This is a genomic window from Streptomyces sp. NPDC055962 (genome assembly GCF_042270185.1).
Lineage (GTDB): Bacteria > Actinomycetota > Actinomycetes > Streptomycetales > Streptomycetaceae > Streptomyces.
In genome coordinates this window covers 18,402-39,066 of sequence record NZ_JBHJYN010000015.1, presented here as the reverse complement: position 1 = coordinate 39,066, position 20,665 = coordinate 18,402, and the positions used below count along the sequence as shown (strand labels likewise).

Genomic DNA, 20,665 nt, shown 5'->3' with positions numbered 1-20,665 from the left:
CTCAGCCCCCCTTCGGGGGGACGATCTGGAGGTAGATCGCCGTGAGGACCATGTTCACGGCGAACAGGAGCATGAAGGTGATGACGACGGACTGGTTGACCGCGTCGCCGACGCCCTTCGGGCCGCCGCGCGGGTTCAGTCCCCGGTAGGCCGCGACGATGCCGGCGATGAAGCCGAAGATCAGCGCCTTGAGTTCACCGACGTAGAGGTCGGGCAGCTGGGCGAGGGCGGAGAAGCTCGCGAGGTAGGCACCGGGTGTCCCGCCCTGCATGATCACGTTGAAGAAGTAGCCGCCGAGGGTGCCGACGACGGACACCAGTCCGTTGAGCAGGACGGCGACGAACATGGTGGCCAGCACGCGGGGGACGACGAGGCGCTGGACGGGCGAGACGCCCATGACCTCCATCGCGTCGAGCTCCTCACGGATCTTGCGGGAGCCGAGGTCGGCGCAGATGGCGGAGCCCGCGGCCCCGGCGATGAGCAGCGCCACGATGAGCGGGCTGGCCTGCTGGATGACGGCCAGGACGCTGGCGCCTCCGGTGAAGGACTGGGCGCCGAGCTGCTCGGTCAGGGAGCCGACCTGGAGGGCGATGACCGCGCCGAAGGGGATCGAGACGAGGGCGGCGGGCAGGATGGTGACGCTGGCGACGAACCAGAACTGCTCGATGAACTCCCTTACCTGGAACGGCCTGCGGAAGACGGCCCGGGAGACCGCCAGGGCGAGCGCGAAGAGCTGCCCGGTCTGACGCAGCGGGGCGAGGAGCCGCGAGGGCGGCCTCTCCCCCGGCGTCTCCCGCGGGGCCTGCTCGTGGGCGGGCTCCGACGGCGGGCGTACGGGCGGCGGTGCCGTCATCGGCGCCCACCGTCCAAGGTCGGCGTGTAGCTGTTCAGGATGGCCGTACGGGCGGCCTCCGGAAGCTGGCCCATCATGGAGACGACCCGCTCGCGGCGGCGCAGGGCCGCCTGCCGTACGGGCATCCCGGGCGAGGGCTCCAGCTGCGGTACGACGGTGCGGGGCCCCGTGGTGTATCCGTGGCCGTTCGTCTGCTCGGCGGCGAGGGTGGCAGCGTCCTTCTCCTCCGACATGCCGATGGGGCCCTCACGGCGTCCGGCGAGGAACTGCGAGACCACGGGCATGTCGCTGGTGAGCAGCACTTCGCGGGGGCCGAAGGTGACGAGGTTGCGGCAGAAGAGCATGCCCATGTTGTCCGGGACGGTGGCCGCGATGTCGAGGTTGTGGGTGACGATGAGCATCGTCGCGTCGATCTGCGCGTTGAGGTCGATGAGGAGTTGCGAGAGGTAGGCGGTACGCACCGGGTCGAGCCCGGAGTCGGGCTCGTCGCAGAGGATGATCTGCGGGTCGAGCACCAGGGCGCGGGCCAGGCCGGCCCGCTTGCGCATGCCGCCGGATATCTCGCCCGGCAGCTTTCCCTCCGCGCCGAGCAGACCGACGATGTCGATGCGCTCCATGACGATCCTGCGGATCTCCGACTCGCTCTTGCGGGTGTGTTCACGCAAGGGGAAGGCGATGTTGTCGAAGAGGGACATCGAGCCGAAGAGGGCGCCGTCCTGGAACATGAGGCCGAACAGTTTCCGGGTCTCCATGATTTCCCGCTCGGGGCTGTTCACCATGTCGACACCGTTGATCAGGACACGGCCCTTTTCCGGCTTCAGCAGTCCGATGATGGATTTCAGGAACACGGTCTTCCCGGTGCCGGAAGGGCCGAGCATGACGCTCACCTCACCGGCCGGCAGCGTGAGACTGACGTCCTGCCAGATGTTCTGCTTGCCGAAGGATTTCGTGAGGCCTTCGACGACTACTTCGATTCCCATCGGCCCTCCCTCGAAGTGGTGGTGAACGACGTCATCTGTCTGCGCTCCGGCTCCGGTACGTGCAACGACGGCTTGTCACACATGCACCAGGAGGCGCACGTTAAGTCCGTCGAAACCGCCAGGACAAGCCGTTGAACAGCGGAAATCGCCGGATGTCGATCTCGGTGTGGATCACTTGTCACCGATTGACAAATCCGCTCGGCGGCTTTGTCGCAATCTGCGCAAGCTCTCCGGGTGCACCGGGGCCCCGCGGCCCAGGGGGCCGGAGCCACCAGGTATCGACAGTCGGAGGAACGTCCCCCGGGTGGCAGGGTTCGGGGCCCGGTGGGACTCCCGGAGGAATCCCGGCCCCAGAGGGCGCGACCAGGACTCCAGGTGCGTCGAACAAGCAGGTACGGACGGGTTTCCGAGCGGCTCAAGCGGGACGCTACGGGCCAGTAACCTAAGTCCGCAATAGCACTTCCCGAACTTTCTCCGAGGTAATCGCGCAGCCCCGTTTTCTTATGCCGCGATGAGCAATCGGCGCGCGAAACCTATCGAAAAGTGAGGGCCTCCGGGTGGCGGCGGTCGGCCCTGGAATGCTGTGCTGGACACGCCGAAGCCCGCCCCGACCAGGGTGCATGCGGTCGGGGCGGGCTCGTGTGCGGTGAAGGCCGGGGCGCATCAAGTGACAAGAACCTGAGGGGCCACCGGTCGCCCCCTGCGGCTACTTCACCGCGGAGTGCCAGCTGTCGGCGAGCTCCTTGCCGGCGTTGGGCACGGACAGGCCCGGGGCCGTGAGACCGGCCGTGTAGGTCTTGGCGTCGTTCAGGACGAGGTTGTTCGAGCCGGCCGCGGCAGGCAGGCCGACCTTGAGGTCGATCGCCCAGCTGAGGATGCCGCCGAGACCGCAGCCGCTGGCCTTCGGCACGGAGAACTGGCTGTCGCCCTGGGCGGCGCCGGACAGGGCGATCTGGATCATCGACCCCTCGTCCGGGTTCTCGGTGCCGTCACCGTTGAACCTGAAGGCGTTGAAGTTGGGTGCGCTGAGGTTTCCGGGGCGCAGGAGCACCGGATTGCTGCTGCTGCCGATGTAGCAGTTGGAGCCGAGCAGCGGGTTCTCCAGGCGGATCTTGACGGGCAGCTTCACGATCGGCCCGGAGGATATGCCCGCGACCAGGCTGAATTCGGTCGGTGTACCGGCCGACTCCACCGTGGCGGTCACCTTGTTCAGGGTGGCGTTGGTGATCTGCCCGCAGACGGCCGAGACGACGGGGACGTTGCTCGGGCACATGATGCCGAGAAGCCCGCCGGGGATGGTGGTCTTGCCGCTGATGATCGATCCGGCAGCGGGCGGGACGACCGTGTAGGTCCCCTCGGCCGGGTGCTGGACGACGCCGAACTGCAGGTTCGTCGAGCCGGTCGTCGCCGTGACGTTGCCGAGTTTGATCGTCCCGTTCGGCGAGGAGGACGTCACACACAGCGGGACGTCGACGTCACCGTCGGTCGCGAGCATGGCGGGGGCGTCCACCGGACACCGGTCGAAGGGGGCCCAGGAGCCGTTCAGCTGGGCGGCGGCCGTGGCGGCGCCGGCCGGGGTCGCGGTCAGGGGCATGACCAGCGCGGCGGACGCGGCGACAGCTCCCGCGGCCTTGATCCAGGTCTTCGGAGCAGGTCTCATCGTTCCCTCAATTCGTCAGCGGGTCGGGGAAATGCTGTGCTCGGTTCGATCGGTATCGGTATCGGTGAGGCTTCAGGGGTCAGCGGACCGCCACAGGCACGTCCACCGGCTCGTACGCGTCCGTGCAGACGGACCCCTCGGAACCCGGCACGTGCTGCTGGGCGGCGCACGGGGCGCCTTGTACCTGTTTCACGTATCCGGGTACACCGGACAACGATGCGGTGAAGAGGCTGTCGAGGTCCTCACCGGCTCCGCACCCGCTGAACGGGGGAAGGGTCACCGACCCTGTCAGGACACCGCCCGTCGCCAGGGTGTAGCCGGTCGTGACACCGTCCTTCGCCGTCATCCGGCCCTCCAGGGAGAGGGTGAAGGGCTTACTGGTGCGGCAGTTGTCACCCACGTCCAGGGGCACGCCGTTCACCTTGACGTCACGGAGCCGGAGCATGAGGTCGAGGTCGATGGTCGTCAGGCCCGTGTTCGTGAAGTCGGACCAGTCGACGATCAGGTGGGATTTCACGTTGTAGTCCGGAGTCCCCTCGGCATCCACCCCCGGGGGGACCTGCGTCATTTCCAGGGTCGCCGTTGTCGGCATGAATCCGAAGGTGAGAAAGGTGCCCGACGCCGGCGGCAGCTGGGGCTTCCCCTGGTAGTCCAGCACGGCGGTGGAATCCTGGTAGATGTGCGTGAATCCCGGCTCGGAGAGGTCGACGCGGGTCGGCCCCTGCGAGACCTGCGTGCAGGCCAGGGGAAACTTCGTCGCCCCGCCGAGCTTCGTCACGTTGGCGTAGCCCGTCACGTAGGCGTTCAGGTTGAGGTCGTCGTTCACGTCCCCGACGCATGGAGCGGCGTCGGGGGCGGCCGGCTGCTTCGCCCTGGCCCCCACTTCGGGCACCGCCCCGCTGTCCGTCGCCCCGCTCCCGGCGGGCTCGGATGCAGGAGGCGCCGAGGAGGACTCGCCTTCACCGCCGACATCCGTCCTCGCCAGTTCCGTCGGCTGATCCGGGTCGACGGAACAGTTCAGCGAGACGGCCGGTGGCTCCGCAGGGATTCCCTGTGCGGTTTCCAGGGTGAGTTCGACCGAGAGCGCCCCCGCGGCGAGGACGAGGTCTCCCGACCCCTCGGGCTTCATGTACGGGACGGCGCCCGAGGTGGTCAGCGGCAGCGCGCCCTCCTGCGGGACCGGCACGGACTCGGCCGTCGTGCCGATCCACTCCGCCTGCGCGTGCTGGTCCATCTGGGACACGTCGACAGCCAGTTTCAGCTCCGCGCTCACGCGCGCCGCCGTCGATCCGTCCGGCAGGGGAATCGCCCCCTCGGGCAAGGTGGCCTCCAGGGAGACACCTTCGGGCTGCACAGCCTGACCCGGCTCGGCGGACTCGGGCAGTTCCCCGGTGATCCTGACCTTCACCGGCTGCTCGCCCTCGGGCAGGTCGCACGTGTAGGCCAGCTCCAGGTCGATCTCCTGCACACCGGACGCGGCCCGGGCGCCGGGAACCATCCCTCCCAGCAGTACGGCGGCGGCCACTGCGGCACCGCGCACCGTGCGCCTGCGTGCTCCTGTCATACGACTGCCCTCACTGTCGGTGTTCCCCTTCGGACGGACGTGCTCGGAGTGACGGAACCTCACACCGGAGGCGGGCGCGCGGCCAAATCAGGGAGTATGCACGATGGTCGGCCCGGCCGTGCCTCCGGCCGGAGCGACGACCGAGTAGGTGGCGTCGTACGACCAGGTGTCGCCCACGGCCGCCAGGCCCGCGCAGCCCGGCGAAGCCTCCTGGACCGTGATCCCGTACGCGCCGTCGACGTGGACCTTCATCCTGGCGGTGGAGTTGGTGTAGGTGAAGGCAAGCCGTCCCGAGGCCACCATGGAGCAGGTGAGCATGGTGAGGGTGAGCCTGACACCGGACACATACCCGCTGGTGGTACCCACGGTGTGGCTGTCGGCCACCAGCTTCCACGGGGTGGAGGTGTCAGCGACCGGATTCATCGGCCCGAAAGGACTGGAGCAGCCACTCCAGGTCAGCGGGGCGATGGTGCCGACCTGCACGCCCGTCGCGCCGGGCGCGGAAGCCAGGTCGCCCCGCACCGCCGACGACGGGCACGTCATCGGGATGTAGCCGTTGATGCCCCACTGGAAGCGCACGGCACCGGCAGCGCCGGAGAACGACGTCGGCGAGCTGGGTCCTACGGTCCAGGCGGGAGCCGCGGCCCCGGCCGTGGCTGCGGGAGCCGCCAAGGCGACGACGACGGCACCGGTGACCGCCGCAGTCGTTCCGAGACACCTGCGCACAACTGACTCCTCCGTCCGGCGACGTGCGGCGGCGGGAGCCCTGTACGGGCACTCACCCCGGCCTGGCCTGCGGGGACTGCTCAGGACACGGGATCGCACGGCGGTGCCGCCCGCCGTGCGATCCCGGTTCGCTGCCTACCGGCGGGTGGCCGGATCAGGGGGTGTAGACGATGGTCGGCTTGGTGGTGCCGCCGATCGGCGTGACCGCGTTGTAGTTGGCGGTGTAGGTCGGGTTGTTACCCACGGCCGCGATACCGGCGCAACCCGAGGTGACGGTGGCGACGGTCAGCTTGTAGGTGGCGTTGTTGCTGACTGCCAGCACGCCGGTGGAGTTGGTGTACTTGGCGGCGACGTTGCCCGTCACGGTGAAGGTGCAGGTGAGGACCTTCAGCGTGGCCTTCACTCCGGAGATGTACCCGTTGGTGACGCCGGCGCTGTAGGTGTTCGCGTTCAGCTTCCACGAGGTGGAGGTGTCGGCGGTCGGGGTCACCGGGCCGAACGGGCTGGTGCAGCCGCTCCAGGTCAGCGGAGCGATGGTGCCGACCTGCACGTTCGTCGTGCCGGAGGCGGTGGCCAGGTTGCCCGACGCCGCAGAGGACGTACAGGTCATCGGGACGCCGTTGAGGACGAGGGTGACCGTGCCGGCGGTGGCCGAGAACGTCTCCGGCGAGCTGGGGCCGACGGTCCACGTCGGAGCGGCGACGCCTGCGGTGGCGGTGGTGGCTCCGAGGGTGACGGCGGCCGCGGCGGCACCGGCCGTGAGTGCGATCTTTCTGAGGGTGTTGCGCACAGTGAGTTCCTCCGATTCGGCAGTGCGGGTGCACTGTTGCGGGGACAGCACTCGAATTCCTGCAAAGGCGCAGGGAGTGCCGCGATGAATCGTGTTGCGTGGGGGGCCGTGCTGCGCTTTCAGCCACACACGTTCTGTGACAGGGCGTGACGTTACTTGCGGGAAACTTGGAGCACAATCCTGCGGGTCAAGATTGGTCCGGCAAGTTTTTTTCCTCGTCAGCAGGTCACTAATTCCCTCCGCACACTTGTCACTTGGTGCGCAATATCTCAAGGGAATGCCGCACGGCGCCGGAATCCCTCAGGGGACGCGGCTGCCACACCGCACGCCGGGCGAAGATCCAAGGGGGCCCGACCGAGAGCCCGACGGCCACCCCGTCCAGGCCGTCGACAGCACCACCACACCCCCTCGCCGGCAGCGCCGATGCCGTCCACGGCCGAAAACATTGTCCGGAAGTGAGCATTTACCGCCCCACCTGCACGGGAGCACCACAACTGGGCCACGTTGTGTGCCCCTTGCAGTTCGATCTTGTCCAAGCAGTGTGCACCCTGCCCGACTTGGTCTATCTTCGGCGCCGATGTTGGTATACACCTGTCGGTCCGTGGGAGCGCTCTCCCCCACCTGCTCCTCCACACCGGACCCGGGATAGACGAGGGGACGGTCATGCCGAGACTTATCCAGCCGCTGGACACCGGAGACCCGCTGGGACCCCTCCCCCAGGAGTTCGCCGCGATCATGCGGCCCGAACTGCCGAGCCTGATCAAAGAGATAGGCATGGAAGTGACCCGGGCCTATCCGGAATACGCGCGTCTCCTGAACGGCCCCAACGGCGCGTCCATTCGCATGGGCGTCGAACAGAGCCTTTCGTCCTTTGTCGACCTGGTCGCCGAGCCCACCTCCTCCACGGCCCTGCGCGACGACATGTGCCGGAGATTCGGCCGGTTCGAGGCGTACGAGGGCCGCAGCATGGACGCACTGCAGGGCGCGTACCGGCTGGGCGCGCGGGTCGCTCTGCGACGGGCGAAGAAGGTGGGCCGGAGCTACAACTTCTCGCCCGCGCTGATGCTCAGCTTCGCCGACGCCCTGTTCGCCTACGTGGACGAACTGGAGTCGCTGTCCCGCGAGGGCTATCTGGAGGTGCAGGCCCAGTCCGACCAGCAGAGCGAGGCGGTGCGCCGGCGGCTGCTGCACCTGATCCTCACGGGCCGGCCGGTCCCCCGCAGCGCCATCGCCGAGCTGTGCGAGCAGACCGGGTGGACCCTGCCCGAGCAGGTCACCCTCGTCGCCGTACGCGCCCCGTCCGGCGTGGACCGGATCAGCGCGGACCACGACGTCCTGATCGATCCCGGCGACCCGCAGCCGCACCTGCTGATCCCGGGCGCCTTCGACGACGCGCGCAGGGAGATGCTCGACCGCACGATCCCGGGCGGGGGCGCGGCGATCGGGCTGACCGTGCCGACCGCACTCGCCGCGGACTCGATCCGCTGGGCCCGCCGCGTTCTCGAACTGGTCGACGCGGGGGTCATCGACGACGCACCGGTCATCCTCTGCGAGGACCACCTCATCACGCTGTGGCTCCTCTCCGACCCGGTCCTCCTCGACCAGCTCGCCGAACGCGAACTTGCCCCCGTCTCCGGCATCAGCGCCACGCGGCGCGAGCGGCTGGTCGAGACGCTGCGGATCTGGCTCGACACCCGCGGAACCGCCGCGCAGATGGGCGAGTTGCTGGACGTCCACCCCCAGACGGTGCGCTACCGCATGCGCAGCCTGGAGGCCATCTTCGGCGAGCAGCTCACCGATCCGGAGAGCCGCTTCTCGACCGAGGCCGTGCTGCGCGCCATGCGGTTACGTGCCCGGGGCGGGCAGTCCTTGAACTGATCACCCATCACATGCACGGCATCCAGTCAACTTACCGCCAGGTAACGCGAAATAGACGGTCAGTCCCAAACGGTTGCGACACGGAGACGTTCTCAACGAGAAACCAGGAACTGCGTCCCGTTACATGAGGAGGAGCGGCGGCCCACCGGCCGCCGCGGAGAACCACCTCCTGGCCGACCATCCGAGAGGGAACCCCCACATGACCGCCTCGCACCTCCTCGTCCCCGTGCCGATCCCCGACCGGGTCGCCGCGCTGATCGGGTCCTGCACCCCGCCGCACATCCTGCAGGCGGAGCTCGACGCCGACTGCGCCGCCCGCGAGGTCCGCAGGTTCCGGGGGCCGAGGCTCGGCATCGAGGACCAGGCCGACCGCGAACAGGCGCTGTCCGAGCTCGCCAGGGCCAACAAGGTGCTGTCGGCCCATCACCCGCACCTGGCGGTGCGTCCGGACGGATCCTGGTGACGGCTGCTTGCGGAGCGGCGGCCGCCGCCCTTACCTTACCCAGAAGTAAGTTTACTCTGGAGTAAGGATTTGGTGTGGCCGACAACAGCAGCGGCAACCTCACCGACGAACTGTCCGGGCTCGACTTCGCGGCCGTCTCCCCCGAGGAGTTCGCGCGGATCGTCAAGGGCCTGTCAGCCAGGCAGCTCGGCGAGGTCATGCACGGTGACCTGCGCGCCCGCGTGCTGAGCGAGGTCTTCGGCCGGATGCGCCAGCAGTTCCGCCCGGAGGCGGCCGGCCGGCTGAAGGCCCTGATCCGCTGGAAGATCACCGGCGAGAGCGACGAGGTCTACGAGACCTCCATAGCCGACGGCACCTGCACGGTGAGCGCGGGCCGCTCGGACGCCGAGCCCCGCACGACGCTGGTGATGGGCGACGCGGAATTCCTCAAGCTGGTTTCCGGCAACGGCAATCCCGTGACGATGTTCATGATGCGCAAGCTGAGGATCGCCGGTGACGTCGGCCTGGCCTCGGGGCTCACCCGCTACTTCGACATCCCGAAGGCCTGAGCCCGTGAGCTACTTCTCCCTCGCCCTGACCGAGGAACAGCGTGACCTGCGCGACTGGGTGCACGGCTTCGCCGCCCAGGTGGTCCGCCCGGCGGCCGCCGAGTGGGACGCCCGGGAAGAGACCCCGTGGCCGGTCATCCAGGAAGCGGCCAGGATCGGGCTCTACGGGTTCGAGTCCCTCGCCGACATGTACGGGGACCCGAGCGGACTCTCGCTCCAGATCGCCAACGAGGAGCTCTTCTGGGGCGACGCGGGAATCGGCATGGCGCTGTTCGGCACCTCGCTCGCGGTCGCCGGGATCTTCGCCTCCGGCACCCCCGACCAGCTCGCCGAGTGGGTCCCCCAGTGCTACGGCGACGAGGACGACCCCAAGGTGGCGGCGTTCTGCGTCTCCGAACCCCAGGCGGGCTCCGACGTCTCCGCGATGACCACCCGGGCCCGCTACGACGAGGCCAAGGACGAGTGGGTGCTCTCCGGCCAGAAGGCGTGGATCACCAACGGCGGGATCGCCGAGATCCACGTCGTGGTCGCCTCGGTGGACTCCTCGCTCGGCGCCCGCGGGCAGGCCGCGTTCATCGTGCCGCCCGGCACACGAGGTCTGGCGGCGAGCCGCACCATCAAGAAGCTCGGCCTCCGCGCGTCGCACACCGCCGACGTCTTCCTCGACGACGTACGCGTCCCCGGGCACTGCCTGCTCGGCGGGAAGGAGAAGCTCGAAGCCCGGCTGGCCCGCGCCCGCGAGGGCGGCACCGCAAAGGGCCAGGCCGCCATGGCGACCTTCGAGGTCAGCCGTCCCACGGTGGGGGCGCAGGCGCTGGGCATCGCGCGGGCGGCGTACGAGTACGCCCTGGAGTACGCCGGTCAGCGCGAGGCGTTCGGCCGGCCCGTCATCGAGAACCAGTCGATCGCGTTCGCGCTCGCCGACATCCGAACCGAGATCGAGGCCGTACGCCTGCTGATCTGGCAGGCCGCGTGGATGGCCCGCAACGACCGGACCTTCGACGCCGGTCAGGGCTCCATGTCCAAGCTCCGCGCGGGTGAGCTCGCGGTCTCCGCGACGGAGAAGGCGGTCCAGATCCTCGGCGGCGCCGGCTACAGCCGGGAGCACCCGGTGGAGCGGATGTACCGCGACGCGAAGATCTACACCATCTTCGAGGGGACGAGCGAGATCCAGCGCCTGGTCATCGCCCGGGCCATTTCAGGGCGCCACATCCGCTGACTGCCGGGAGGTGCCGGTGCGGCGGACCGCCGCACCGGCACCGCTCACCTCGCGGCCGGGGTGAACCGTACGGGCAGCGACGCCGGACCCCGGGTGAAGACGCCCTCCTCGACCGGCCGGAAGCCGTCGGCGAGACGCAGTTCCGGCATCGCGTCGAGCAGCTGGTTCACGCCCGTCTCGACCTCGGCCCTGGCCAGCAGCGCGCCCACGCAGAAGTGCCGGCCGAGCGCGAACGCCAGGTGGTCGGCGGCGGCGGAGAACGCCGTGGTGCTGGTCAGGTCGTCACGGAAGAGGTCGAAGCGGTCGGGTTCGGCGTAGCGGGCCTCGTCCCGGTTGGCCGAGCCGATCAGGCAGGTCACGGTGGCGCCGGCCGGGACGGTGCCACCGGACAGCTCCACCTCGCCCGCCGTCTGCCGCATGATCATGTGGACCGGGGGCGTGTACCTCAGTGTCTCGGCGAAGGCCCGGTCGACGAGCGAACGGTCCCGCTGCACGGCGGCGAGCTGCTCGGGGTGGGCCAGCAGGTTGGCGAAGACCGAGGCGATGGCCTTGTCCGTGGTCTCCCCGCCGGCGGCGAGGAGAAGGCTGCAGAACGCCTTGATGTCCTCGTCGCTCATCCGCACCCCGTCGACCTCGGCGGCGCAGAGCGCGGAGAGCAGGTCGTCCCCGGGCTCCTCCCTGCGCCGCCGGATGACGGGGATCATGTACTCGGCGAACTCCTGGCGGGTACGCTCCCCCGCCGCCGTGACCCCGGGGTCGCCCGCCAGGTTGCCGAGGAAGGCGATGACGTTGGTGTACCAGCCGTGGAACCGCTGGTGGTCGTCCCGGTCCAGGCCGAGCATGTCGGCGATCACCAGGACGGGGAACCGGGTCGCGAACGCCTCGACGAGGTCGGCCTCACCGGTGTGCCGGAAGGTGTCGATGAGCTCGCGTGCGTTGCGCTCGATGACGGGCAGGAACTTCTCCTGAAGGTCCGCGCCCCGGAAGGCCGGCGCCACCAGGGCCCTGCGTACGGCGTGCTCCCTGCCGCTGAGCTGGAGGATCGTCCGGCCGTGGACGGGCTCCAGCTGCCAGTCGTAGTTCTCGGTGGTGAATTCCTGGGACCGGTCCTTGAAGACGCGCTCGACGTCCTCGTAGCGGGACACGAGGTAACTCCCCGTGGCCTCGTGGTGGATCAGGGGGGCGCTCTCTCGCATCGTCCGGTAGGCCCCGTAGGGATCGGCGGCGAACGCGGGCGAGAGAATGTCGGGTGGTGACGAGGCCTGGGACACGTGTGACTCCTGTGGGGCAGAGATCAGGTGCTGCACAGCGGTGAACGGGCAGCACCGGCAAGGCTATTGACCGACCGCCCGCAACCGAACCCCCTGGGAGTACTTCTTGATCGCCGTGCTCGACGCATCCCGCCCGTCCGTCCTCTTCGTCACCGACCTCGCCTACGAGGCGCGCGGCCGGCGGTACTGCGACGAGGACATCTTCCTGACGTCCCGGCTGCGCGAGTCCTTCGACGTCGCGCTCTGTCACCCCGGGGACGCGGCGGCCCTGCTGGACGGGTTCGACGCGGTCGTGGTCCGCAACAGCGGTCCGGTCCTGCACTACCAGGAGGCGTACGACGCGTTCCGGACCCGGGCCGGGGAAGCGGGGGCCCGCGTCTACAATTCGCTCGACGGCCGCGGTGACATGGCGGGCAAGCAGTATCTGGTCGATCTGAGCCGGGCCGGATTCCCGGTGATCCCGACCGTGGACCGTGCGGCCGACCTCGGGCTGCTCCCCCGGGCGGACGGATACGTGGTCAAGCCCAAGCTCGGCGCGGACTCGGTGGGACTGCGGTTCACGGAGGAACCGGAGCTGCCCGAGGACGCCGACGGCACCCTGCTCGTCCAGCCCCGGATCGACTTCCGCTACGAGGTGTCCTTCTACTTCGTCGACCACGACTTCCAGTACGCCCTGCACGCACCGCATCCGGACCGGCGCTGGGTGCTCGAACCGTACGCGGCGAGCTCCGACGACCTGGACTTCGCGCGCCGCTTCGTGGAGTGGAACTCCCTCGCCCACGGCATCCAGCGCGTGGACGCCTGCCGGACGCCGGAGGGTGACCTTCTGCTCGTCGAGCTGGAGGACCTCAATCCGTATCTGTCGCTCGACCGGGTCACGGACGAGGTCCGCGAGGCCTTCGTCACCCGGATGAGCGCCTCGCTGAGGGAGCTGCTGGCCTGACCCGTCCGGACTGCCCCCGCATGCGGGGGCAGGGGGCCGGTGTGAGGGTGCGAGGGTGACCACTGCCAGCGAGACAGCCCCCGCCCCGCAGAGTGCCACCGCGCCGCCCGTCCTCGACCCCCGGCGCCGCAACATCGTCTTCGCCACGATCGTCCTCGGGATCCTGCTGGCCGCTCTCGACCAGACGATCGTGGGAACGGCCCTCCCCACGATCGTCTCGGACCTCGGCGGCGCGGAGCACATGTCCTGGGTGGTGACGGCCTATCTGCTGGCGGAGACCGTGGCGACGGTGCTCGTCGGCAAGTTCGGCGACCTCTTCGGCCGCAAGCTGATCTTCCAGATCTCCGCGGTCGTCTTCATCACCGGGTCGTTCCTCTGCGGCCTCGCGTCGAACATGCTGCTGCTGATCATCTGGCGGGGTCTGCAGGGCATCGGCGCGGGCGGGCTCATGGTCACCTCGATGGCGCTGATCGCCGATGTCATCCCGCTGCGCGAGCGGGGCAAGTACCAGGGGGCGATCGGTGCCGTCTTCGGTGTGGCCACGGTCGTCGGACCGCTGCTGGGCGGACTCTTCACCGACCATCTGACGTGGCGGTGGGCGTTCTACGTCAACGTACCGATCGCGATCGTGGTGGTCATCGCCGCCGCCCGCAACATCCCCTCCGTGCGCGCGGCCGGACGCCCGGTCATCGACTACCTGGGCATCGCGCTGGTCGCTCTCGGCGCAAGCGCGCTGATCCTCGGCACGAGCTGGGGCGGCAACGAGTACGCCTGGGGCTCGCCCGTCATCATCGGCCTGTTCGTCGGCGGGCTCGTCGCCCTGGCTCTCTTCTCCCTCGTGGAGACACGCGCCCAGGAACCGATGCTGCCGATGCGGCTCTTCCGCAACCCGGTGTTCGCGGTCTGCTCCATCCTCAGCTTCATCGTGGGCTTCGCCATGCTCGGGGCGATGATCTATCTGCCGACGTATCTGCAGTACGTCGACGGGGACTCGGCCACGCTCTCCGGAGTGCGGACCCTGCCCCTCGTGCTGGGGCTGCTGGCGGCCTCGATCTTCAGCGGCAACGTGGTGAGCAAGACAGGCCACTACCGGTTCTTCCCCGTCATCGGCTCGCTGGTGATGGCGGCGGGCCTCTACCTGCTGTCCCGCATGGGCCCGGGCAGCGGTGTCTGGCTGGAGTCGCTGTACATGCTGGTGCTCGGCATCGGGATCGGCCTGTCGATGCAGGTGCTGACGATCGCCGTGCAGAACACCGTCGACTACGCGGACCTGGGCACCGCGACGTCCGGGGTGACGTTCTTCCGTACGCTCGGCAGCTCCTTCGGCACCGCGGTGTTCGGGACGATCTACGCCAACGCGCTGCGGCCGAACCTGACCCGGGGCGTCGAGGAGGCGTCCCGGGCCGGCGGCGATCCGGCGTCCCTGGCGCGGGTCGCCGAGAGCCCTCAAGCCGTCCACGCGCTGCCTCCGGAACAGACGGCGCCCCTCGCCCAGGCCTATGCGGACACCCTGCACACGGTCTTCCTGTGGACGGTCCCGGTGGCTCTGCTGGGCTTCGTCGTCTCCCTCTTCCTGAAGCAGGTGAAGCTGCGCGACAGCGCGCGGGCGGGCTCGACCGACATGGGCGAGGGCTTCGCCCAGCCGAAGACCGGGGACGCGACGAACGTGCTCGAATCAGCCGTGGCCAGGATCCTGCACCAGGCCGGCCCCGACACGGCGCGCCGGATCGTGGCGGAGTCCGACACCCGGCTCGACACGGCGGGGGCCTGGGCCGTGATGCAGGTCGATCTGTTCACGCGGATGGTCGGCCACGCGGGCCTCCGGCTGATCGCGGCCCGGCACCGGATCCCGCCGGAGGTACTGGTGCCCGTGTTCGACCGGATGATCGAGGAGGGCTACCTCACCGGGGACGGCCGGCTCTTCACCCATACGGCGGCGGGCAGCCGCGAGGCGGCGACGATCTCGGCGGCCTGGGGCCGCTGGCTCAACGAGCGGCTCGCCGAGGACGGCGCCCGGCCCGACGACCGGCAGCTGAGGGCGGCGGTCGACGTGATCGCCAAACGGCTGCTCGCCGAGGACCTGGAGCAGCAGCTGGCACCCTCGACGGAGCGGACGGCGGCTGTGGTCTGACGGTCCCCGCTCAGAGGTCCCAGGAGCGGGGCCGGTCCAGGGCCTCCCACTCGGTGCGGAGCAGGGACAGCACCACGTCGTCGTAGCGGCGGCCCCGGTGGAGGCAGGACGAGCGGCGCACTCCCTCGTGCGTGAAACCGGCGGCGGCGAGGACCGTCAGGGCGGCGGCGTTGTCGGTGTGGGTCAACGCCTCGACGCGCTGCATCGCAGCTCGCCGAACGCCAGGTCGGTGCGGGCGTCGACCCCGAGGCCGCGCTCCCGGTGTCCGCGGTCCAGGACCAGGTACGCCTCGGCGGTGCCTTCGGCCGGCTGCTGGTCGTGCAGGGCGATGAGGCCGGCCGGGTGTCGTCGGGAAGCAGTACGAGGAAGTCGTCGCGCGTGTGGTCGTCGATGTGGTGTTCGATGCGCGCGGTCAGCTCGTGCGGCGAGCCGGGCCGGACACCGGCTTCGTGCGCCGCCACCGGGTCGGAGCGCCAGCGGTGCACCAAGGGGGCGTCCGTGATCTCCAGCGGCGCGAGGGCGATCCCGCGTCCGCGCCGGCAACGGGTCCGCCCGGCGTCCGGCTCCGCGCTGTCCATGGGCGGATCCTGGGAAGGCCGGTCCGGCCCGTGCAACGGGATATCAGTCGACGAAGACCGCTGCCGCGTAGACCCAGGCCCCTTCGTGACGGACGAACCGGCTCTTCTCGTGGAGCGCGTCGGGACGGCCGCCGTCGGTGTAGTGCGCGCGGAAGGTGACCGTACCGGTGGTGTGGAAGGCGCTGCCCTCGGTCGTCTCGAGGATCTCCAGGCCCGTCCAGCGCATGGCCGGGTCGAAGTCGACGGCCGGCGGGCGGGCGTCCGGGTGCCAGGTGCGCAGCAGATAGGCGGCGTCCTGGACCACGAAGGCCGCGTACCGCGAGCGCATCAGCGCCTCGCAGGTCGGGGCGGCCGTGGTGCCCGCGTGCAGCCGGCCGCAGCAGTCCCCGTAGGCCGCCGGCAGACCGCACGGGCACGGTGACTCCGCGGTGATCCGCGGCGGCGCCGCCTGCGGAGCGGCCGGCCGGCGGGGGCGTGAGGTGCGTCGTGACATGCGTCCATTGTGACCTGCGGGCAGGTCGGCCCGGCCGGGTGCCCCGCCCTTCCGGTGAGCCCCCCCCCCCCCCCGCCGGTCAGCGCTTGCGCGCCACGCCCGCGTACCCGGGGATCGGCTGGTGGCCCGGTACGTCGATGACCTCGCCGAGCTCGGGACGCCAGTCGGCGGAGAGCGAGACGCCGGGCGCGACGATCTCGAGGCCGTGGAAGAACGCGGTGAGCTCGGCACGGGAGCGGGGGCGCAGGGTCATTCCCCGCGCCTTGTACATGGCCCGCGCGGCGGCCGCACCCTCGGGATCGAAGTCGCCCGTGGTGTGCGAGAGGACGAGATAGCTGCCGGAGGGCAGCCGCTCCACCAGCCGGTCGACGAGCTCGCCCGCGCCGTCCTCGTCGTCCACGAAGTGCAGCAGCGCGAGGAGGGAGAGCGCGATGGGCCGGTCGAAGTCGAGGACCTTCCCGGCCGCCTCCAGGATCGCGTCGGGCCGGCGGGCATCGGCCTGGATGTACTCGGTGGCGCCCTCGGGCGTGGAACGCAGCAGCGCCGCCGCGTGGGCGAGCACGATCGGGTCGTTGTCGCAGTAGACGACGCGCGCGTCCGGGGCGGTCCGCTGGGCGATCTGGTGGAGGTTCGGCTCGGTGGGAATTCCGGAGCCGATGTCGAGGAACTGGCGCACGCCGTTCTCGGCGAGCCATCGGGTGGCCCGGTGCATGAACGCGCGGTTGACCCGGGCCATGTCGCGGCCCCGGGCGTCCAGGGCGAGCAGCTGCTGCGCCATCTGTTCGTCGACCGGGTAGTTGTCCTTGCCCCCGAGGAACCAGTCGTACATCCGTGCCGGATGCGGCTTGCTCGTGTCGATCTCGACGGCCTGGGGTTCCTGCCCGGTCATGGCGCACTCCGTTGGTCGGGGATTCGGCGAACAGCGTCTGGTGCGGGGGTGATGTGACGATTCTTCAGGTGAGCAGGAAGTCGGCCTTGCCCGACTTGGCGCCCTGGATGAAGGCGGCGATCTCGCCGTTGGAGTAGATGAGGGCGGGGCCGTCGGGGTCCGCGGACTGACGGACCGCCACCCTGCCGTCGGCCAGCTTCATGGCCTCGATGCAATTGCCCCCGTTACCACCGCTCCACGGCTTGTACCAGCCTTCGGTGCCGAGGTCGGCGGCCGGCATGCCGTTGTATATGTGGTTCATCACAGCTCCTTGCGGAAGTCCCTGAGGATTTCCTTCGTGCGTTGTGCAGTTGCGGCCTGAGCCGCCATGCGGTCCATGACCTCGAGGTAGGAGGCCACCTCGGGACGCGCGTCGAAGTAGACGGCGCCGGTCAGGTACTCGGTGTAGACCATGTCGGGGAGCTCGGGGACCGCGAAGCGGAACAGGACGAACGGACCGTAGGTGCCCGGGTGGTGGCCGGTCGCGAACTCCGCAATCTGCAACGTCACGTTGGGCAGGTCCGTCGCCTCGAGGAGGCGGTCGATCTGGGCCCTCATGGCGTCGGGGCTGCCGACGGGGCGGCGCAGGACGGTCTCGTCCATCACCACCCAGAGCCTGGGCGCCTCCGCCTTGGTCAGCAGGGACTGCCGCTCCATGCGGAGCGCCACATGGCGCTCGATGTCCGCGGGCCGGGTCTGTCCGACCGCGCCGGTGCGCAGGACGGAGCGCGCGTAGTCCTCGGTCTGCAACAGGCCGGGGACGAAATGCGGCTCGTACGTGCGCAGGAGGCTCGCGGCACCCTCCAGGCTGACGTACATGCTGAACCAGTCGGGCAGCACGTCGTGGAAACGCTGCCACCAGCCCGGCTTGTTGGCCTCTTCGGCGAGTTCGACGAAGGCGTCGGTCTCGTCGTCGGCGATGCCGTAGGCCTTGAGGAGGAGCTGGACGTACGGGATCTTGAGACCGACCTCGGCGGTCTCCATCCTGCGTATGGTCCCCGGGGCGACACGGAGCACCTTCGCCGCCTGGTCCCGGCTCAGGCCGACGCGCTCCCGCAGATCCTGCAGACGCTTGCCGAGAACGACCTGACCCACGGTCGGGGCGGACCGCGGTTCGCTCACTTCAGACCTCCCGATGCGCTGTTGTCAGCAGTGTGCCATGCGCATGGCTCGAGGAACACAGCCACTCTGGAAATTTCAGAGTGCCTCTTGCCAAGTGTTCATGTCAGGGGGAGAGTTGGACACCGAACCAGTTCGCGTGATCGTGGCAACCCCACCCAGGGGCGGTGCGAAGCGTGACACAGCCCCCACTGTGAGGAATCGGTCGTGGCACCTGGCAGTGCGCTCATCCCCCGGCTCATGGACCTCAGCCCCGGGACGGAAGCGCTCCGATACTGCTTCGCGCTGCCGGCGCACCCCGAGTCGGTCGCCGGTGCCAGGCGCCTCATGCGTGCGCGGCTGGCGGACTGGGGGGTGACCGGGGACGCCCACGACGCGGCGGTGCTGATCGCCTCCGAGCTGGTCACCAATGCGGTGGTGCACACGGCGAGCACCCGGGTCGTCTCCGAACTGCGCTGCGACGGCGGCCGGCTGCGCATCTCCGTGCAGGACCAGGGACATCAGCCCGGCGGCCCACGGCTGTCGCTCACCGCCGAGGGGGAGCACGGGCGCGGACTGCTGCTCGTCGACTCCATGAGCACCGCCTGGGGATCCCACGACGCGGGGAACCACTCGGGGCGCATCGTCTGGGCGGAACTGCCGTACGGCCCGGAGCGGACATGCTGAGAAACGCCCTGTCCCAGCTGCTCGGCGCGCGCCGCGGCCGGTCCGCGGAGGAGGACGGACCGCAGGGCCGGGTCCGGCTCCCGCTGCCGCCCGCGCTGTCGGCGAGTCTCGGCTGCGACGCGGTGGGCGTGCCCGCGCAGTACGGATTCCGCCTGATGTCGCACCTGCCGCGCGCCGGCTGTGTGTTCGCCGACGCGGACCAGTGGTGGTGGATCGTCCCGTCGGGCTCCGACCTCGATCTGGACTGGCCGGAGCAGGCGTCGTACGCCGCCGGCGCCTACGTCCCCGCCGGTCGGCCGCGGCTGATCCACGCGCCGGACAGCCGCACGCCGTACACGCCGCCCATCCCTCTCTTCCTCATGGTCTGCCAGGTCACCGGTGTCGCGCCCTCCTGGGCCCCGTCCGGCAGGCAGAGGGCGGTACCGGCACCCTGACGGGGCATCACCAACCGTCGTTCACGGCCGGTCGAGATAGGCGAGCCCCGGGTGGACCCGGGTGTACCCCTCGACCAGCCGGCGGGCCACCGACACGGAGTCGACCAGCGGGTGCAGGGCGAAGGCACGCACGGCCGCCGCTCGTGAGCCGCTCTCCGCCGCTTCGAGCACCTCCCGCTCCACGCCCTTGACCGCCGTGACCAGTCCGACCGCGTGGTACGGGAGCGGGTCGACGGCCACGGGGTGCGCACCGTTGGCGTCGACCAGGCACGGCACCTCGATCACCGCGTCGTCGTCGAGCACCGACAGGGTGCCCCGGTTGCGCACGTCGAGGATCAGCGAGGTGCGTTCGTCGCGGGCGACGGCCCGCATCAGGGCGAGGGCCACCTGTTCGTAGCCCCCGGACTCCAGATCGCTCTCCTCGCGCTCCCCCGCACCGGCCACGTCCCGGTTCTCCGCCATGTACGTCGCCTCGCGTTCGGCACGCGTACGGTCCCAGGTGGCCAGCGGCGGCGCCGCGGGGTCCTTCATCCGGGCGTAGAAGCCCTCCTGCTGGTCGCGGAGGAAGGCACCCCGGGTCTGCCCGGCGTCCTGGTAGGCGCGGACCGCCTCCCGGTTGAAGTAGTAGTAGTGCAGGTACTCGTTGGGGACCGAGCCCAGCGAGCGGAGCCAGTCGGGGCCGAAGAGCCGGCCCTCCTCGAAGGAGCCGAGCAGCTCCGGGTCCGCGAGCAGCCGCGGGAGTTCGTCGCGGCCGCCCGTCCGCAGACCGCGGACCCAGCCGAGGTGGTTGAGCCCGACGTAGTCGATCCACGCCCGGTCCGGGTCCACACCGAGGACCCGGGCGATCCGGCGGCCGAGGCCCACCGGTGAGTCGCAGATGCCGATGATCCGGTCGCCGAGGTGGCGTGCCATGGCCTCGGTGACCAGGCCCGCCGGGTTGGTGAAGTTGATGACCCACGCGTCGGGGGCGATCCGGGCGATGCGCCGGGCGAGGGCGGTCGCGACGGGGACGGTGCGCAGCCCGAAGGCGATGCCGCCGGCCCCCACCGTCTCCTGGCCCAGGACGCCCTCGTCGAGCGCGACGCGTTCGTCGGCCGCGCGGCCCTCCAGCCCGCCGACCCGGATCGCGGAGAAGACGAAATCCGCCCCCCGCAGGGCCTCGTCGAGATCACCTGTGGCGACGACGGCAGGCGCGTCGTGGACTCCGTCCGCCTGCTCGGCCAGGACCCGGGCCACGGCGGTGAGCCGGTCCGTGTCCGTGTCGTACAGGGTCACCCGGGAGACGCGGCCTTCGGCGTGATCGCCGAGCAGCGCCCCGTACACGAGAGGGACCCGGAACCCGCCGCCGCCAAGAATTGTCAGCTTCACGCTGCTCGATGGTACGGGGCGCGAAGCGGGGTGCCCCGGACCCTGAGGCCCGG

21 protein-coding genes are annotated in these 20,665 nt (G+C 70.0%); 8 read left to right on the top strand and 13 right to left on the bottom strand.

The features are described from left to right. Position 1 precedes the first annotated feature (1 nt). The 6 genes from ACFC51_RS31080 to ACFC51_RS31055 form a co-directional block, all read right to left on the bottom strand. Positions 2-853, bottom strand: a complete 852-nt coding sequence (locus tag ACFC51_RS31080) for an MlaE family ABC transporter permease (RefSeq protein WP_376375782.1) — start codon at positions 851-853, stop codon at positions 2-4. Next, complete coding sequence (locus tag ACFC51_RS31075) at positions 850-1,833, bottom strand: ABC transporter ATP-binding protein (protein WP_376375779.1); 984 nt, start codon at positions 1,831-1,833, stop codon at positions 850-852. The genes ACFC51_RS31080 and ACFC51_RS31075 overlap by 4 nt, the downstream gene beginning before the upstream one ends. Positions 1,834-2,539: 706 nt before the next feature. After that, the gene (locus tag ACFC51_RS31070) at positions 2,540-3,493 is read right to left on the bottom strand and encodes a hypothetical protein (protein WP_376375776.1); all 954 of its coding nucleotides are present in this window, start codon (positions 3,491-3,493) and stop codon (positions 2,540-2,542) included. A 79-nt stretch (positions 3,494-3,572) separates the two neighbouring features. Further along, positions 3,573-5,057, bottom strand: a complete 1,485-nt coding sequence (locus ACFC51_RS31065; protein ID WP_376375773.1) for a DUF6801 domain-containing protein — start codon at positions 5,055-5,057, stop codon at positions 3,573-3,575. An 87-nt stretch (positions 5,058-5,144) separates the two neighbouring features. Next, entirely contained in the window at positions 5,145-5,783 is a 639-nt protein-coding gene (locus ACFC51_RS31060) for a hypothetical protein (RefSeq protein WP_376375770.1), read from the bottom strand. A gap of 154 nt (positions 5,784-5,937) precedes the next feature. Further along, a complete protein-coding gene (locus tag ACFC51_RS31055) occupies positions 5,938-6,573 on the bottom strand; it encodes a hypothetical protein (protein ID WP_376375768.1) in 636 nt (211 codons plus the stop codon). Positions 6,574-7,236: 663 nt separating this feature from the next. On the opposite strand from ACFC51_RS31055, the gene ACFC51_RS31050 reads away from it, so the two are divergent. The 4 genes from ACFC51_RS31050 (at position 7,237) to ACFC51_RS31035 (ending at position 10,681) form a co-directional block, all read left to right on the top strand. After that, entirely contained in the window at positions 7,237-8,451 is a 1,215-nt protein-coding gene (locus ACFC51_RS31050; RefSeq protein ID WP_376375766.1) for a helix-turn-helix domain-containing protein, read from the top strand. Between the two features lie 199 nt (positions 8,452-8,650). Next, positions 8,651-8,914, top strand: coding sequence for a hypothetical protein (locus ACFC51_RS31045; protein ID WP_376375763.1), 264 nt, complete (start codon positions 8,651-8,653; stop codon positions 8,912-8,914). A 74-nt stretch (positions 8,915-8,988) separates the two neighbouring features. After that, positions 8,989-9,462 (top strand): SCP2 sterol-binding domain-containing protein, encoded by a 474-nt coding sequence (locus tag ACFC51_RS31040; RefSeq protein ID WP_376375760.1) that lies wholly within the window; start codon positions 8,989-8,991, stop codon positions 9,460-9,462. 4 nt (positions 9,463-9,466) lie between these two features. Beyond that, the gene (locus ACFC51_RS31035) at positions 9,467-10,681 is read left to right on the top strand and encodes an acyl-CoA dehydrogenase family protein (protein ID WP_376532023.1); all 1,215 of its coding nucleotides are present in this window, start codon (positions 9,467-9,469) and stop codon (positions 10,679-10,681) included. A 44-nt stretch (positions 10,682-10,725) separates the two neighbouring features. Here ACFC51_RS31035 and ACFC51_RS31030 read toward each other — a convergent pair whose 3' ends face one another. Continuing rightward, complete coding sequence (locus tag ACFC51_RS31030) at positions 10,726-11,952, bottom strand: cytochrome P450 (RefSeq protein ID WP_376532021.1); 1,227 nt, start codon at positions 11,950-11,952, stop codon at positions 10,726-10,728. A 106-nt stretch (positions 11,953-12,058) separates the two neighbouring features. On the opposite strand from ACFC51_RS31030, the gene ACFC51_RS31025 reads away from it, so the two are divergent. Together ACFC51_RS31025 and ACFC51_RS31020 are read left to right on the top strand one after the other, a co-directional pair. Then, positions 12,059-12,895: a hypothetical protein gene (locus ACFC51_RS31025; RefSeq protein WP_376532019.1), complete on the top strand. Its 837-nt coding sequence runs from the start codon at positions 12,059-12,061 to the stop codon at positions 12,893-12,895. Positions 12,896-12,950: 55 nt separating this feature from the next. Then, positions 12,951-15,026, top strand: coding sequence for an MDR family MFS transporter (locus ACFC51_RS31020; protein WP_376532017.1), 2,076 nt, complete (start codon positions 12,951-12,953; stop codon positions 15,024-15,026). A 10-nt stretch (positions 15,027-15,036) separates the two neighbouring features. Here ACFC51_RS31020 and ACFC51_RS31015 read toward each other — a convergent pair whose 3' ends face one another. The 5 genes from ACFC51_RS31015 to ACFC51_RS30995 form a co-directional block, all read right to left on the bottom strand. Beyond that, on the bottom strand, positions 15,037-15,231 hold the full coding sequence (locus tag ACFC51_RS31015) for a hypothetical protein (protein WP_376375750.1): 195 nt from the start codon (positions 15,229-15,231) through the stop codon (positions 15,037-15,039). Positions 15,232-15,647: 416 nt separating this feature from the next. After that, the gene (locus tag ACFC51_RS31010) at positions 15,648-16,097 is read right to left on the bottom strand and encodes a YchJ family protein (RefSeq protein ID WP_376375748.1); all 450 of its coding nucleotides are present in this window, start codon (positions 16,095-16,097) and stop codon (positions 15,648-15,650) included. 79 nt (positions 16,098-16,176) lie between these two features. Continuing rightward, positions 16,177-16,986: an SAM-dependent methyltransferase gene (locus ACFC51_RS31005; protein WP_376375746.1), complete on the bottom strand. Its 810-nt coding sequence runs from the start codon at positions 16,984-16,986 to the stop codon at positions 16,177-16,179. A gap of 64 nt (positions 16,987-17,050) precedes the next feature. Next, positions 17,051-17,287: a DUF397 domain-containing protein gene (locus ACFC51_RS31000; RefSeq protein WP_376375743.1), complete on the bottom strand. Its 237-nt coding sequence runs from the start codon at positions 17,285-17,287 to the stop codon at positions 17,051-17,053. Beyond that, positions 17,287-18,147: a helix-turn-helix domain-containing protein gene (locus ACFC51_RS30995; RefSeq protein WP_376375741.1), complete on the bottom strand. Its 861-nt coding sequence runs from the start codon at positions 18,145-18,147 to the stop codon at positions 17,287-17,289. Before ACFC51_RS30995 ends, ACFC51_RS31000 begins: the two co-directional genes overlap by 1 nt. Before the next feature lie 204 nt (positions 18,148-18,351). On the opposite strand from ACFC51_RS30995, the gene ACFC51_RS30990 reads away from it, so the two are divergent. Together ACFC51_RS30990 and ACFC51_RS30985 are read left to right on the top strand one after the other, a co-directional pair. Continuing rightward, positions 18,352-18,810, top strand: a complete 459-nt coding sequence (locus ACFC51_RS30990; protein ID WP_376375738.1) for an ATP-binding protein — start codon at positions 18,352-18,354, stop codon at positions 18,808-18,810. Next, positions 18,804-19,244 carry a hypothetical protein gene (locus tag ACFC51_RS30985; RefSeq protein WP_376375736.1) on the top strand — a complete coding sequence of 147 codons (441 nt, stop codon included), beginning with the start codon at positions 18,804-18,806 and terminating at the stop codon, positions 19,242-19,244. Before ACFC51_RS30990 ends, ACFC51_RS30985 begins: the two co-directional genes overlap by 7 nt. 21 nt (positions 19,245-19,265) lie before the next feature. Here the strand turns inward: ACFC51_RS30985 and ACFC51_RS30980 are convergent, their stop codons facing one another. Next, entirely contained in the window at positions 19,266-20,612 is a 1,347-nt protein-coding gene (locus ACFC51_RS30980) for a 6-phospho-beta-glucosidase (RefSeq protein WP_376532015.1), read from the bottom strand. Between the last annotated feature and the right edge of the window lie 53 nt (positions 20,613-20,665).